10 protein-coding genes and 5 tRNA genes are annotated in these 14,476 nt (G+C 69.4%); 9 read left to right on the forward strand and 6 right to left on the reverse strand.

Annotation, left to right across the window (positions count from 1 at the left end):
• Positions 1–59: 59 nt before the first annotated feature.
• The 6 genes from OG444_RS27095 to OG444_RS27120 form a co-directional block, all read right to left on the reverse strand.
• Positions 60–473, reverse strand: coding sequence for a roadblock/LC7 domain-containing protein (locus OG444_RS27095; protein ID WP_030037347.1), 414 nt, complete (start codon positions 471–473; stop codon positions 60–62).
• 10 nt (positions 474–483) lie between these two features.
• Positions 484–3,669: a sensor histidine kinase gene (locus OG444_RS27100; protein ID WP_327264621.1), complete on the reverse strand. Its 3,186-nt coding sequence runs from the start codon at positions 3,667–3,669 to the stop codon at positions 484–486.
• Between the two features lie 292 nt (positions 3,670–3,961).
• Positions 3,962–4,543, reverse strand: coding sequence for a GTP-binding protein (locus tag OG444_RS27105; protein WP_046776286.1), 582 nt, complete (start codon positions 4,541–4,543; stop codon positions 3,962–3,964).
• Positions 4,524–4,916, reverse strand: a complete 393-nt coding sequence (locus OG444_RS27110) for a DUF742 domain-containing protein (RefSeq protein WP_327264623.1) — start codon at positions 4,914–4,916, stop codon at positions 4,524–4,526. Before OG444_RS27110 ends, OG444_RS27105 begins: the two co-directional genes overlap by 20 nt.
• Before the next feature lie 152 nt (positions 4,917–5,068).
• Positions 5,069–5,482, reverse strand: a complete 414-nt coding sequence (locus OG444_RS27115) for a roadblock/LC7 domain-containing protein (RefSeq protein ID WP_030708442.1) — start codon at positions 5,480–5,482, stop codon at positions 5,069–5,071.
• 9 nt (positions 5,483–5,491) lie between these two features.
• The gene (locus OG444_RS27120) at positions 5,492–9,091 is read right to left on the reverse strand and encodes a sensor histidine kinase (RefSeq protein WP_327264624.1); all 3,600 of its coding nucleotides are present in this window, start codon (positions 9,089–9,091) and stop codon (positions 5,492–5,494) included.
• Between the two features lie 579 nt (positions 9,092–9,670).
• Here OG444_RS27120 and OG444_RS27125 point away from each other — a divergent pair.
• From OG444_RS27125 to OG444_RS27165, 9 genes are all read left to right on the forward strand, one after another.
• Positions 9,671–9,859, forward strand: coding sequence for a hypothetical protein (locus tag OG444_RS27125; protein WP_030009260.1), 189 nt, complete (start codon positions 9,671–9,673; stop codon positions 9,857–9,859).
• A gap of 96 nt (positions 9,860–9,955) precedes the next feature.
• Complete coding sequence (locus OG444_RS27130; RefSeq protein WP_327264625.1) at positions 9,956–10,744, forward strand: fumarylacetoacetate hydrolase family protein; 789 nt, start codon at positions 9,956–9,958, stop codon at positions 10,742–10,744.
• Positions 10,737–12,212 carry a glutamate--tRNA ligase gene (gene gltX / locus OG444_RS27135; protein WP_327264626.1) on the forward strand — a complete coding sequence of 492 codons (1,476 nt, stop codon included), beginning with the start codon at positions 10,737–10,739 and terminating at the stop codon, positions 12,210–12,212. Before OG444_RS27130 ends, gltX begins: the two co-directional genes overlap by 8 nt.
• 946 nt (positions 12,213–13,158) lie before the next feature.
• The gene (locus tag OG444_RS27140) at positions 13,159–13,887 is read left to right on the forward strand and encodes an HAD family hydrolase (RefSeq protein WP_327264627.1); all 729 of its coding nucleotides are present in this window, start codon (positions 13,159–13,161) and stop codon (positions 13,885–13,887) included.
• A gap of 86 nt (positions 13,888–13,973) precedes the next feature.
• Positions 13,974–14,045: transfer RNA gene (locus OG444_RS27145), tRNA-Gln, on the forward strand.
• A 27-nt stretch (positions 14,046–14,072) separates the two neighbouring features.
• A tRNA-Glu gene (locus OG444_RS27150) sits at positions 14,073–14,145 on the forward strand.
• 61 nt (positions 14,146–14,206) lie between these two features.
• Positions 14,207–14,279, forward strand: a tRNA-Glu gene (locus OG444_RS27155).
• 24 nt (positions 14,280–14,303) lie between these two features.
• Positions 14,304–14,375, forward strand: a tRNA-Gln gene (locus OG444_RS27160).
• A gap of 23 nt (positions 14,376–14,398) precedes the next feature.
• A tRNA-Glu gene (locus OG444_RS27165) sits at positions 14,399–14,471 on the forward strand.
• Positions 14,472–14,476 lie beyond the last annotated feature (5 nt).

The following is a 14,476-nucleotide window of genomic DNA, read 5'->3' on the forward strand; positions in this document are numbered from 1 at the left end:
CTGTGGAACCGCGCCACCGCACCCTATGGTGCGATGGCGCGAAACGCACTGCCTGTCTGCTAGTTGAGCAGACTTCCCTGCAGCTCGGCACGCAGATCCGGAGTGAGGACACTGCCCGCGCGATCCACCAGAAGGGCCATTTCGTAGCCCACGAGGCCGATGTCGCACTCGGGGTGCGCGAGCACCGCGAGGGACGATCCGTCCGAGACGGACATGAGGAAAAGGAATCCCCGGTCCATCTCGACCACGGTCTGGTTGACGGCGCCACCCTCGAAGATGCGGGAGGCACCGGCGGTCAGCGAAGTCAGTCCGGAGGCCACGGCCGCCAGCTGATCGGCGCGGTCGCGCGGAAATCCGTCGGACATCGCCAGAAGAAGGCCGTCGGCGGAGACCACCACCGTGTGCGACACCCCTGGGGTGTTGTCCACGAAGTTGGTGATCAACCAGTTCAGGTTCTGTGCCGCCTGGCTCATCGGGCTCACACTAACGCTCCTGGTCATAGCTGTTACTTGACTGCTCAGATCCCGCGTTGCGTCCCTGCTGGACACCGCGCCGCAGGTTGCTCAACCTGCCGCGGACGTCCTCCGGAGCGCGGGAGACCTGGGGGCCGCCCTGCGGGGTCGTCTCCGCCGCGCCCTCGACCAGGTTGGCCTTGGGCACCCGCCGAGGGAGACCGGACGGGGTGACCCCGCCCGCCTTCGGCTCACGGAGCTTTCCGGCCTGCTGCCAGCGTTCGTCGTTGCGCGAACGCCAGGCGGCGGTGCCTTCAGTTTCCTCCGGGGACCGCTCCGGTTCGGCGGGCTGCTGCTGACGCGGCGACCGCTGTTCGAAGAGGGATCCGGTGGACTCCGCTTGCTGCTTTCCGGGGGGCCACTGCTGCTGGCCGCCGCGTCGCGGCAGGCCCGCTCCGGTCACCGCGTGACCGGTGTCGGCAGCGGCACCCGGACGGTCGAAGCCTACGCGCTCCTGGGCCGGTTCGGGGACGGCCCGGGATTCCGATTCGGTCCCGTAATCCTGCTGGTAGGCAGCCGGATAGGTGTTCTGCTCGGGCCACTCGGCCTGCTCCGGCCCGGCTGCGAAGCCATTGTCGTAGCCCTGGGTGGCCGGCTGCTGGTCCGGGTAGCCGTCTTCCGTATACCCGTAGTCCTGCTGCGGGTAAGCGTCGTACCCCTGCTGGGCCTGCTGGGCCTCGTACGAGGTGTCGTAGGCCTGCTCGGACTGCTGTTCGTAGCCCTGGTACTCCTGGTACCCATGCTCCGGCTGAGGTTCCGGATACTCCTGGCCGGGGTACTGCTGCTGTTCCTGCGGGTAACCCACCTGGGCCGCCAGCGCGGCCCGGCGCTCCTGCTGTCCCAGCGACCGGCCGAGCGGGTCGGCCTGGGCGCCGTCGGAGCCCTGCTGGTCGTACCGCGAGTCGTCGAAGCCGAGCTCGGCGGCGGTCCGCAGCGGGGGAGCCAGCTGGGCCTGCTGCTGTTCCGGAATGATCTGGGAGACCGTGAAGTCGTCGTCCGGAATGCCCTCGCCACCGCCACCGTGGGTGATGGCGTCGGGGAGCATGACCAGCGAGGTGGTGCCGGCCGCCTCGCCCGAGGGGCGCAGCTGCACGCGGATGCTGTGGCGGTCCGCCAGTCGGCCGACCACGAACAGACCCATGCGCTGCGAGATCGCGGCGTCCACGGTCGGCGGGTTCGCCAGCTTGTGGTTGATGTCCGCGAAGTCCTCGGCGGTGAGGCCGATGCCCTTGTCGTGGATCTCGACCATCACGCGGCCGTCGGGCAGACGCGTGGCGTTGACGCGGACCTTGGTCTGCGGGGAGGAGAACGTGGTGGCGTTCTCCAGGAGCTCGGCGAGCAGGTGCACGAGGTCGGTCACGGCCTGGCCGTGGATCTCCGCGTCGGAGACCCCCGAGAGCTCGATGCGCTCGTACTGCTCCACCTCGGAGGAGGCGGCGCGCAGCACGTCGACCAGCGGGACCGGCTGGTCCCAGCGGCGGCCCGGCTCCTCACCCGCGAGGATGAGGAGGTTCTCGCCGTTGCGGCGCATACGGGTGGCCAGGTGGTCCAGGCGGAAGAGGTTCTCCAGCTGGTCCGGGTCGGCCTCGTTGTTCTCCAGGTCGGTGATGAGGGTGAGCTGGCCCTCGATCAGCGACTGGTTGCGCATGGAGAGGTTCGTGAAGATCGCGTTGACGTTGCCCCGCAGGAGGGCCTGCTCGGCGGCGAGCCGCACCGCTTCACGGTGGACCTGGTCGAAGGCGCGGGCGACCTCGCCGATCTCGTCCTGGGAGTCGATCGGGATCGGGTGGACACGGGTGTCCACCTTGCCCGGGTCGGTGCGCGAGAGCTGGTCGACGAGCATCGGCAGGCGCTGCTCGGCGATGTCGAAGGCGGCGGTCCGCAGGCGGGCCATCGCGCGGCCCATCTGGCGGGCCATCATGCCGGCCAGGATGAACGCGGCGAGGAGGGCCACGACCACGATGGCGCCGTTGACGATGGCGTCGGTGCGGGCGTCGTCGGAGACCGCGACGGCGTCCTTGACGGCCTTGTCGAGGAGTTCCTTCTCGACCTCGTCGTAACCGTCGAACTTCGCGGTGGCGGCGGCCTGCCAGAAGGCGGGGTTGGTGCCGTTCTCGGCGAGCTTCTTCTTGGGGTCACCGCTCGCGATGGCCTCGGTCATGCCGAGGAGCGGGGACTGGTTCACCGTGGGCGGCGGCACGAAGCGGACGCCGGCCTGCTCGGCCTGGTGCTTGGCGTCGGCGATCTTGGCCGCGCCCTCTTCGGACTTCTTGGCCATGACCGCCTTGAGGCGGTTCACGTCGTCCTCGGTACCGGCCGCGACGTACTCGCCGATGGCGATTTCTTCGAGGTAGGCGTAGGAGGAGAAGGCGACGAGCTGGGCCTTGCGGGTGTTCTCGTCCGTGCTCGGGCGCACCAGCAGGTGGGTGCCGACGGAGCGCTGCAGCGAGTTCGCGGCCTTGGCGAGCTGGATCGCGTAGACCATGCGGCCGTACGAGGTCACGTTGCCGGTGCCGAGACCGAGCTCGTTGGCGAACTGCATGAGGTAGTGCTGGACCAGCACATAGCCCTCTTCGGTCGGGATGGGGCCGGCCGTGTTGGGGAGGTTCTTCTTGGGGCTCTCCAGCGCCGCCAGGTACGCCTTCTCGCGCACCTGCGACAGCTTGGGCTCCTCGTTGCGGAAGAGGTCCAGACGCCGCTCCAGGCCGAGGTTCTTCGGCATGTCCTGGACGGCCTTGTCGAACTTCTCCTTGGCCGCGGCGGTGTCCTCGTAGGCCTTGGTGACCTTCGGGTCCTTCGTCAGGCCGTTCAGGAGGGGCTCGGCAGTGAGGTCACGCTCGTTGAGCAGTGCCTGACTGTAGCCCGAGGCCGCCTGGACGACCGTGGCTATCTTCTCGGCGTCCTTGGCCTCGTTCCAGGTGTCGATGGACCCCTTCACCTGGAAGCCGCCCATGACCAGGCCCACGAGGGCCGGTACGAGCAGGATGGCGTTCAGACGGGTCGGCACACGCCAGTTGCGGGGCGAGAACCTGCTGCTGCTCCCGCTGCTCACGGGCGGTTCCACGGGCACGTCGACGGGCGACGCGGCCGCTCGCGGCGGCGGGGTGAAGTTGCCGCGCGCGGGTTCATCCGCGGGGCTTGCGATGCTTCGCCTCACTCGACCAACAACCTCTCGGCGGTGCTACTAGCTAGTTCGTTGAATTCCAGCACGGTTAACGGCCGTGTTCCAAACAGTTGGAACCAGCCATTCGCAGAACCTTATGCCCTACATAAATCGGACATAAAGAGCGTCCTGCGGCAAAAATAGGGGCAGTTGTGCGCGCAGGGGCACCAGGCGAACGCACCCCGTTGCCAAATGGCTGCAATTCTCTGTCGAAACGTTATGAACGACAGGGGCGGGCCGTGTCGTATGACACAGCCCGCCCCTCCCGCGCGACAACCAAACCGTGTTACTTGAGCCGCGCCATGAGGGCGTGCTCGACGAGCGTGATGAGCGCGCTCTTGGCGTCCGCGCGGTGGCGGGCGTCGGTGGTGATGATGGGAGCGCCGGGGCCGATCTGCAGGGCCTCGCGGACTTCCTCCGGCGTGTAGGGCTGGTGCCCCTCGAAGCCGTTGAGCGCCACGACGAAGGGCAGCCCGCTGTTCTCGAAGTAGTCGACCGCGGGGAAGCAGTCGGCGAGACGGCGGGTGTCGACGAGGACGATCGCACCGATGGCGCCGCGGACCAGGTCGTCCCACATGAACCAGAAGCGGTCCTGGCCCGGTGTACCGAAGAGGTACAGGATCAGGTCCTGGTCCAGGGTGATGCGGCCGAAGTCCATGGCGACCGTGGTGGTCGTCTTGTCACCGGTGTGGGTGAGGTCGTCGATCCCGGCCGAGGCGCTGGTCATGACGGCTTCGGTGCGCAGCGGGTTGATCTCCGACACGGCTCCGACGAACGTGGTCTTGCCCACGCCGAAGCCGCCCGCCACCACGATCTTCGCGGAGGTGGTGGAGCGAGGAGCCGCTCCGCTAGATGTTCCGAAGGCCACTGAGCACCCTTTCGAGCAGCGTTACATCCGGCGTGCCGCCGGCCTCTCCATTGCCCGGCTGGTGGATGGCCACCATTCCGGCCTCCGCCAGGTCGGCGACGAGGATCCGGGCGACACCGAGCGGCATCGACAGAAGTGCGGAGACCTCGGCGACCGACTTGACCTCGCGGCACAGGGTGCAGATGCGCTGGTGCTCCGGGAGCAGGCCGGACAGGTGCATCGGATCGGCGGTGGTGCTGACCAGCGCCTCTATGGCGAGCTGGTAGCGGGGCCGGGTCCGGCCGCCGGTCATCGCGTACGGACGCACCAGCGGCTGATCGCCTTCCGAGTACGAGTCTCCGTACGTATCGGAGTAGGCGGGGGGCGGGGTCATTGATCCTCCGGGCTGGACAGCAGTGGTCAGCGTGCCGTCTGACGGGGCGGCCGGTGGGGGGAACGGTATGACGGCCTGGCGGTGGTACTGGATTCCGGGGCGGTGCCCCGGTCTCCCGGCCGGTAGTACCGTCCGGCCGGGAGAGGGGGAAGTCAGCCGAGCAGGCTTCCCTGAAGTTCGGCACGCAGGTCCGGGGTGAGGACACTGCCCGCGCGATCCACCAGAAGGGCCATCTCGTAGCCCACGAGGCCGATGTCGCACTCGGGGTGCGCCAGAACGGCCAGCGAGGATCCGTCCGAGACGGACATGAGGAAAAGGAATCCCCGGTCCATCTCGACCACGGTCTGGTTGACGGCGCCACCCTCGAAGATGCGGGAGGCACCGGCGGTCAGCGAGGTCAGTCCGGAGGCCACGGCCGCCAGCTGATCGGCGCGGTCGCGGGGGAATCCTTCGGACATCGCCAGAAGGAGTCCGTCGGCGGAGACCACCACCGTGTGCGACACCCCTGGGGTGTTGTCCACGAAGTTGGTGATCAACCAGTTCAGGTTCTGTGCCGCCTGGCTCATCGAACTCAACTAACGCTCCTGCTGGTAAGTGGGGTCGATGTGGTAACTGCCGGTCGCCGGTCCGTTGTTGCCGGCCTGACGGCCCTGCTGGATACCGCGTCGGAGGTTGGTCAGACGGCCGCGGACGTCGTCCGGGGCGCGCGAGACCTGGGGACCAGCCTGCGCCTCGGACTGCTGCTGCGCGGTGCCGGCCACGAGGTTCGCCCGCGGGACCCGGCGGGGCAGCCCCGAGGTCGTGATACCGCCGGCGGCGGGCTGACGCACGCGCTCGGCCTGCCGCATCAGCTCGTCGTTCGGCGAGGACCGCCAGCTGACGGTCGGCGTGGCGCCGGTCGCCGTGACGGCGGACTCGGCCGCCTGCTCCTGGCCGCGCTGCGGCAGCGGCCGCTGCGGAGCGGGGGACGCCGGGGCGGACTGCTGCGGCTGCTGGGGCACGGCCGGTCCCTGCGCGGGGGGCTGCTGCCCCTCCTCGCGGAACCAGTTCGACTCCAGGGTGTCGAAGATCGGGCTGCGGGCGTCGCCGGAGCTCTGGGCCGGGGGCAGGGCCTCCGGCCGGTGGCCCTGCGGCAGCGGCTGCATGTGCTGCGGCTGGGGCTGCTGCGGGGTCTGGGGCTGCGGGGCGTAACCGCCGACACCGGGGCCGCCGGGACGCTGGGGCTGGTAGCCCGGGCGCTCGAACTGTCCGGTGGTGGACGGGTTCACGTTGCCCCGCACGTCCGGACGCTCGAACTGACCGGTCGTGCTGTTGCCGGCGTCGCCCTGGGGCATCGGGGCGTTGAAGTCCGGGCGGGCGAACTCGGAGGTCGAGCCGGGGCCCGAGAGCTCGTCGTGACCGCGCGCCTGGTCGCTGCCCCAGCTGGTGGTCTGCGGGCCGGGGAGCTCGGCACGGGGAGCGCCACCGCGCGGCGGCAGCTGCGGCCGGGGGCCGCCCGGAGCCGGAGCCGCGGGAGCGGCCGGCTGCTGGGGCTGCTGCTGGGGCTGCTGCTGCTGGGGCGGCTGCGGTCGCTCGAAGCCGTTGCCCTGCGGGAAGCCGGAGGGACCGGACGCCGGACGGGCCTGAGGGCCACCGCCGAAGCCGGCACTGGCGACCGGACCGCGGGCGGGCAGCGGAGCACCGGAACCGAAGGCACCCTGACCCTGTCCCGCGGTGGTCGGACCCTGCTGGGGACGGCCACCGGGACCACCCTGCTGGGGCCGGCCGCCCTGCGGGCCCTGCGGACGCTGACCGGCGCCGTCGCGGCCCGGAAGGGCCGCGCGCTGGGCGCCCGGGGCGACCTGACCGCGCTGCGGGCCCGAGCCCACGGACGGACGTGCGCCCGCACCGGGCACGGCACCCTGCGCACCGGGAGCACCCGGAGCGCCGGCGGGGCCGCCCTGAGCACCCTGGCCGCCCTGGCCCGCCATGGGAGCCGGCTTCTTGCCGCCCTGGGCGACGTCCACCGGAAGCATGACGAGGGCCGTCGTACCGCCCGAGTCGGACGGGCGCAGCTGGATGCGGATGCCGTGTCGCAGGGACAGGCGGCCGACCACGAACAGACCCATGCGGCGGGAGACGGAGACGTCCACGGTCGGCGGCGACGCGAGTCGCTCGTTGATCGCGGCGAGGTCCTCGGGGGAGAGGCCGATACCGGTGTCGTGGATCTCGACGAGCACGCGCCCGTCGGGCAGTGCGTGACCGGTGACCTTGACCTTGGTCTGCGGGGAGGAGAACGAGGTGGCGTTCTCCAGCAGCTCGGCGAGGACGTGCACGAGGTCGTTGACCACGCGGCCGGCGACATCGGTGCCGGGCACCGACGCCAGCTCGACACGCTCGTACTGCTCCACCTCGGAGGCGGCGGCACGGAGCACGTCGACCAGCGGGACGGGGCGGGTCCACCGGCGGCCCGGCTCCTCGCCCGCGAGGACGAGGAGGTTTTCGCCGTTACGGCGCATGCGGGTCGCGAGGTGGTCGAGCTTGAAGAGGGAGGACAGCTGGTCCGGGTCGGCCTCGCGCGACTCCAGTTCGGAGATGAGCGAGAGCTGACGCTGGATGAGGCCCTGCGAGCGGCGGGAGAGGTTGGTGAACATCGCGTTGACGTTGCCTCGCAGGAGGGCCTGCTCGGCGGCGAGGCGGACGGCCTCGCGGTGCACGTCGTCGAATGCCGCGGCCACCTGGCCGATCTCGTCGCGGGTGTGCACACCGACCGACTCCACGGACGTGTCCACGTCCTGCGGGTCGGACTCGGACAGCTGCTTGACGAGCTCGGGCAGCCGGTCCTGGGCGACGCGCGTCGCGGTGTCCTGCAGGCGGCGCAGCGAGCGGATCATGGAGCGGGCCATGACGAACGCGCCGACGAGGGAGACGCCGAGGACGAGGAGGATCAGGGCACCGTTGATGATGGCGTCCTGCTGGGCCTCGTTCTTCAGCTCGCGGGCCTTCTGCTCCATCTCCTCGAGCAGGGTCAGCTCGATGACCTTCATGGCCGTGAGCTTGGTGCCGTCGGCGTCGTACCAGTCGAGCCAGGAGCGGTTCCGCTCGCGGAGGAACGCGTCGGGGCTGGACAGGACGCGGCGGGAGTAGCCGTCGGCGGTGGAGATCTCGGAGTTGCTGTCGCCCAGACCGGCGAGGAGGTCCTCGGTGCGGCCCTGGTAGACGAGTCCGAAGGTCGTCTTCGCCTGCTGCTCGCCCTTCTGCGCGGAGAGGGCGTACAGCCGGTCGTTCTCCTTCAGCTCGCCCTGCTTCTCCGAGGTGTCGGGGAGCGAGGCGGCGATGATCGCGCGCTGGATGGAGGCGTACTCCTTGGCGGCGGAGAACGCCGCCAGGGCACGGGTACGCTTGATCATCTCCGGGTTGGAGGTGGCCTGCGCCATGTCCTGGGAGAGGGAGAGCAGCGAGACGATCACCGAGTTGTATTCGCTGACGGTCTGCTGGGCGCCGTTGACGTACGCCCGGCTGCGGATCGTCTCGATGTTGGTGAGCTGGCGACCGATCTGCAGGACGTTGTTGCGGATCGACCGGAGCGTGTCGTCCTTCTCGCCCGTGCTGTCGACCTTGTCGGTCGCGGCGGCGAAGGCCTTCGCTGCGGTGTCCGTCGACTGACGGGCGACGTCCACCGTGGTGGTGCTCTTGCCCTTGGAGAGCGAGAGCGGACCTGCCGAGAGGTCGCGCTCCTCCTGGAGCATGGCGGCCAGGTTGGTGGCCTGTCGCGTCATCGTCGTCAGCAGCTGCATGTGCTCCAGCTGCGCGATGTCGTTGAGCGAGTCGTTGATACGGAAACCACCGAGCGTGGTGGCGGCGACGACCGGCAGGGTCAGCAGCGACACCAGTCGCGTGCTGATGCGCCAGTTCTGCATGGCGAGGCGAGAACCGGGCCCGTTGGGGGCCTTCGGTATCGCCACGTCCTGCTCAGCCGGTCCGGCAAGCGCGGCAGGTCCGGCTTTCGCCTTGACCCTGGCCTTGACGGACTTCCCACGGCCCTTCGCCTTCACCGCGGCGGAGGTGTCGGGGCCTGCGCCTTCGACAGCCGGCCCGCGGTTCTGGGCGTGCTGGGGCGAGGAGCCACGGTCGGTCCCGCCGCGCGGCTCCTGCTCCGCCGCAGCGCTGCCATCCCTCTTGAATCGTCCCTGCACTAGCGTCGCAACCTCTGGACCAGGCGTCCCGCCGGGCGACCGGTGGGACGGTGTCGAGTCGTGGGGCACTTGCCGCCCCATGGTGGTCGTCGGTGACCGGCGCGTCTTCCTCTCTTGGCCACCGCGCTCGGCGCTGAGTCGCGCCACCTGCGCGCCGGCTGATTCCCGCGGCGGTCCCGCGAATTCCAGCACAGTGGAGGATCTCCAACAAGGTGCGAGTACCGGCCCGGAGAGTCGGTTACTTCTCGTGATGGAAGCGCTACTCGATGTGCGACTGCATTCGGTAGAAACCGGACTTACGCCATCCAAACAACGCGGCTGCCAAGGTGTCCCAGTCGAGATGATCAGGAGCGGAATGGCGCATTCAGTGGCGCAATGTCCGTTTCGGGGGGTGGAGTTGCCTGTCCACTTTGACGGGAATGTCTGGTCACGGGTGAGCAAACTCACACAGCCATGGCCATTACTTCCTGGTTCGCCGGGGGATTCAGATGTTTAGCCTTGCCCCTTAAAGGGTTGGCGCCAGGGTTGGTGCATGCGACAGCCGACACTCACAGATCGAACCGAGGACCCCGAACTCCGATGAAGACGACGACGATGTTCCGCAACATAGCCAACCCCCGCCGCACGACCCTGGCGCACCTCAAGGACGCCGAGGACCTGCAGGCGGCCCCGGCCACCCCGGAGCACGCCGTCGAGCTGCCGACGCAGACCGCGAACCCGCGCCGCACCGTCCTGATGAACGTGCCGGTCGCCGCCGCCGCGGAGTAGCCACCCCGCAAAGGAACGTGAAGCGCCGCTGCCCGCCGCGTTAGCCTGGGGTCGCAGACTCCGGCAGGCGGAAATACAGAGGGGCAGACGCAACACGTGCGCATCGCCAGGTTCTCGATCGACGGCAACGTCGCGTTCGGCGCGGTCGAGGGCGACGGCGCCCCCGGCGACGATTCGACGCTCGTGCTCGACATCATCAAGGGCATCCCTTTCACGGACTTCGAGCTCTCGGGCACGAAGGTCCCGCTGAGCAAGGTCCGGCTGCTGCCGCCCGTGCTCCCGAACAAGGTCGTGGCCATCGGCCGCAACTACGCGGAGCACGCGGCGGAGCTGGGCAACGAGGTCCCGGACGCCCCGATCACCTTCTTCAAGCCCTCCACCTCCGTGGTGGGCCCGGGCGATCCGATCACCTACCCCTCCTTCTCCCAGGACCTCCACCACGAGGCGGAGCTCGCCGTGGTCATCGGCCGTATGTGCCGCGAGGTCCCCAAGGAGCGCGTCAAGGACGTCATCCTCGGCTACACCTGCGCCAACGACGTCACCGCCCGAGACGTCCAGCAGCGCGAGAAGCAGTGGGCCCGGGCCAAGGGCTTCGACAGCGCCTGCCCCCTCGGCCCCTGGATCGAGACCGACCTGGACCCGAGCGACCTGACCATCCAGTGCACGGTCAACGGCGAACAGCGCCAGCTCGGCCGCACCAGTGACATGGTCCGCTCCATCGAGGACCTGATCGTCCACATCTCCGAGGCCATGACGCTGCTCCCCGGCGACGTCATCCTCACGGGGACCCCGGCCGGAGTCGGCCCCCTCAACGTCGGCGACGAGGTCGCCGTCACCATCGAAGGCATCGGCACTCTCACCAACAAGGTGATCAAGCGTGGCTAACGCGAACGTCCGCGTACGTTTCTGTCCCTCCCCGACCGGCAACCCCCACGTGGGCCTGGTCAGGACCGCCCTCTTCAACTGGGCGTTCGCCCGCCACCACGGCGGTACGTTCGTCTTCCGCATCGAGGACACCGACGCGGCCCGCGACTCCGAGGAGTCGTACGACCAGCTGCTCGACTCGCTGCGCTGGCTCGGCTTCACCTGGGACGAGGGCCCCGAGGTCGGCGGCCCGCACGCCCCGTACCGGCAGTCCGAGCGCATGGACATCTACGCGGACGTCGCCCAGCGGCTGCGCGACGGCGGCTACGCGTACGACTGCTACTGCTCGACCGAGGAGCTGGACGCCCGCCGCGCCGCCGCCCGCGCCGCCGGCAAGCCCTCCGGCTACGACGGCCACTGCCGCGACCTGACCCAGGTCCAGCTGGAGGCCTTCCAGGGCGAGCACCGCCCCTCGATCGTGCGCTTCCGGATGCCCGACGAGCCGATCACCTTCACCGACCTGGTCCGCGGCGAGCTGACCTTCACCCCGGAGAACGTGCCGGACTTCGGCATCCTGCGGGCGAACGGCGCGCCGCTCTACACCCTGGTCAACCCGGTCGACGACGCGCTGATGCAGATCACGCACGTGCTGCGCGGCGAGGACCTGCTGTCCTCCACGCCCCGGCAGATCGCGCTCTACAAGGCGCTGATGGAGATCGGCGTCGCCACCGACATCCCCCGCTTCGGCCACCTGCCGTACGTGATGGGCGAGGGCAACAAGAAGCTCTCCAAGCGCGACCCCGAGTCCTCGCTCAACCTGTACCGCGAGCGCGGCTTCCTCCCCGAGGGCCTGCTGAACTACCTCTCGCTCCTCGGCTGGTCCTTCTCCAAGGACCAGGACGTCTTCTCGATCGAGGAGATGGTGTCGAAGTTCGACATCGACGGCGTGAACGCCAACCCGGCCCGCTTCGACCTGAAGAAGGCCGAGTCCATCAACGGCGACCACATCCGCCTGCTGGACCCGAAGGCCTTCGCGGACGCCTGCGCCCCGTGGCTGCAGGCCCCGCACGCCAACTGGGCCGCCGAGGACTTCGACGCCGAGGCCTGGGCGCGGATCGCCCCGTACGCCCAGACCCGCGTGACCGTCCTGTCGGACATCACGGCCAACGTCGACTTCCTGTTCCTCAAGGAGCCGGTGGAGGACCAGGCCTCGTGGGACAAGGCGATGAAGGGCGAGCCGGCCGCGCTGCTCACCACGGCGCGCGCCAACCTGGAGTCCGCGGACTGGTCGGACCCCGAGTCCCTCAAGCAGGCCGTCCTGACCGCCGGTGAGGCCCACGGCCTCAAGCTCGGCAAGGCCCAGGCGCCCGTCCGCGTGGCCGTCACCGGCCGCACCGTCGGCCTGCCGCTCTTCGAGTCCCTGGAGATCCTGGGCAAGGAGCGCTCGCTGGCCCGCATCGACGCCGCGCTGGCCAGGCTCGCCGCCTAGCCGCTCCCGTACGAGGACCAGGCCCGGACCCCGAGGCAGTCGCCAGGGGGTCCGGGCCTGAGTTCTGTGGCGGCGAGGACGAGGCGAGGGGGATCAGCCCTCCGTGAGGACGGCCCGGGCCGCGGCGATCCTCTTCCGGGACAGCTCGCGCAGCTCATCGAGCACCGTGGCCTCCGCCGTGATCATCGACTGCCGGAAACACCGCCCGGTCCTGACAGCTCTGGGGAAATCAAGAATCGACCGGCCGAGGCGGCCTTCTTTGGGGATCGACTCTCCGTCGTATTCGAGCGGCCCGTTTTTCCTTCCGAACCCCGCCTGCCGTACAGCACGGATATCTCTTCCTTGCCGAGCTGCGCCTGCGCCGAGGGCTGCGATATCGGGAGGCGATATCGGGAGGCGAGGCCGGGGCCCGCGGCGGCGCGCTCGGGCGGCCGGTGGGCGAGCGAACAGCCGGCCGTGCACTTCTTCGCCAGCACGTGCTCGGCGGCCCGGGGCGGCCTCGCGCCGGCGCCGGCAGGTCGCGCTGCGGCGTCCCCGGGCGCTCCCTGCGCCGAGCATCCGGCCGGAACGAACGCGGCAAGCACGGCAGTTGCCACTCGTCTCGTCGTCATTCCTCCCGTGCGGGCCCCGCGCGCGGGGCTGTGGTGCGCTGGGGGAGTGACGGCTCGCGTCACAGGCACCGGAGAAGCCGCTGCTGAAGAAGACCGTGGCTCTCTGCATGCTGCCGCTGCAGAAGGAGGCGGCGTTGTTCATGACCGGCTGGTCGTATCCGGCCTTACCGGGTTCCGGATACCTGTAGCCGGCGAGGCTGGATAATCTCGCCCTCCCGGCCGTTCGTGCCGGTGAAGCCGGTAGCTGTTGCACCGGATGCCATGGCAATGGAGCCTTGAATTCCGTTTTCCCTGTCCGGGGGACATGTTCCGCAGGGGTTTTGCATACTTGGGGCATGGTCATCCGAGCGGTTCTCTGGGACATCGACGACACCCTCTTCGACTACACAGGGGCCGATGCCGCCGGGCTGGCGCGGCAGCTGGAGGCCGAGCGTCTCGTCGGCCGGTACGGGACCCCCGCGCAGGCGCTCGCGCTGTGGAGGCAGATCACCGACCGGCACTGGGCCCGCTTCGCGGCGGGCGAGGGCACCTTCCAGGGGCAGCGCCAGGAGCGGGTGCGGGAGTTCCTGGAGCGGCCCGGGATGACCGCGGACGAGGCGGACGCCTGGTTCGACAGTTACGTGGACCACTACAAGGCGGCCTGGACCGTCTTCCCCGACGTGGTGCCCGCCCTCGACGCCCTCGCGGCCGGCTACCGGCACGGGGTGCTCACCAACTCCTCCACCGCCAACCAGGACCCGAAGCTGCGCCACCTCGGGCTGCGCGACCGCTTCGAGGTGCTGGTCTGCGCCGTGGAGCTCGGGTTCAGCAAGCCCGCAGCGGAGGCCTTCCTCGCCGCGTGCGCGGCGATGGGGCTCGCCCCCGCCGAGGTGGCGTACGTGGGTGACCAGCCGGAGATCGACGCACGGGGAGCCCGCGACGCCGGGCTGCTGGCCGTCTGGCTCGACCGCGACGGAGACCGTGGCCCCGGTCCCGACGGCATACACCGCATCGAGGGCCTTGACCAGCTCCCCGAGCTGTTGGCGGGGGATACCCGTTTTGGAGCACGGTCAGGCATCCGGTAATGTTCTTTCTGCGCCGCCGGAGCGGGCCGAAAGGCCGGACGGAGGCGCCACCCGAAGAAAAGACCCCGCAAGGGGTTGACTTTTGGTGGGGTATAGTGTAATTGGCAACACGAGGGTTTCTGGTTCCCTTATTCTAGGTTCGAGTCCTGGTACCCCAGCGCAGTGCAGCAGTAACGCAGTGCTTTGCCCCCGTTGTGTAGCGGCCTAGCACGCCGCCCTCTCAAGGCGGTAGCGCCGGTTCGAATCCGGTCGGGGGTACAGATCCTTCCCGCGAGATCTCCAGGGTCGCACCCGGACGTCTTGATGCAGGATCGCTAGGGCCCCCGTTGTGTAGCGGCCTAGCACGCCGCCCTCTCAAGGCGGTAGCGCCGGTTCGAATCCGGTCGGGGGTACTGTTGGTCTGGTCTAGACCACTTTGGGCTATAGTGTAATTGGCAACACGAGGGTTTCTGGTTCCCTTATTCTAGGTTCGAGTCCTGGTAGCCCAGCGCAGTAACAGCAGCACCAGCTAGCCCCCGTTGTGTAGCGGCCTAGCACGCCGCCCTCTCAAGGCGGTAGCGCCGGTTCGAATCCGGTCGGGGGTACGCAT

The organism is Streptomyces sp. NBC_01232, assembly GCF_035989885.1.
Lineage (GTDB): Bacteria > Actinomycetota > Actinomycetes > Streptomycetales > Streptomycetaceae > Streptomyces.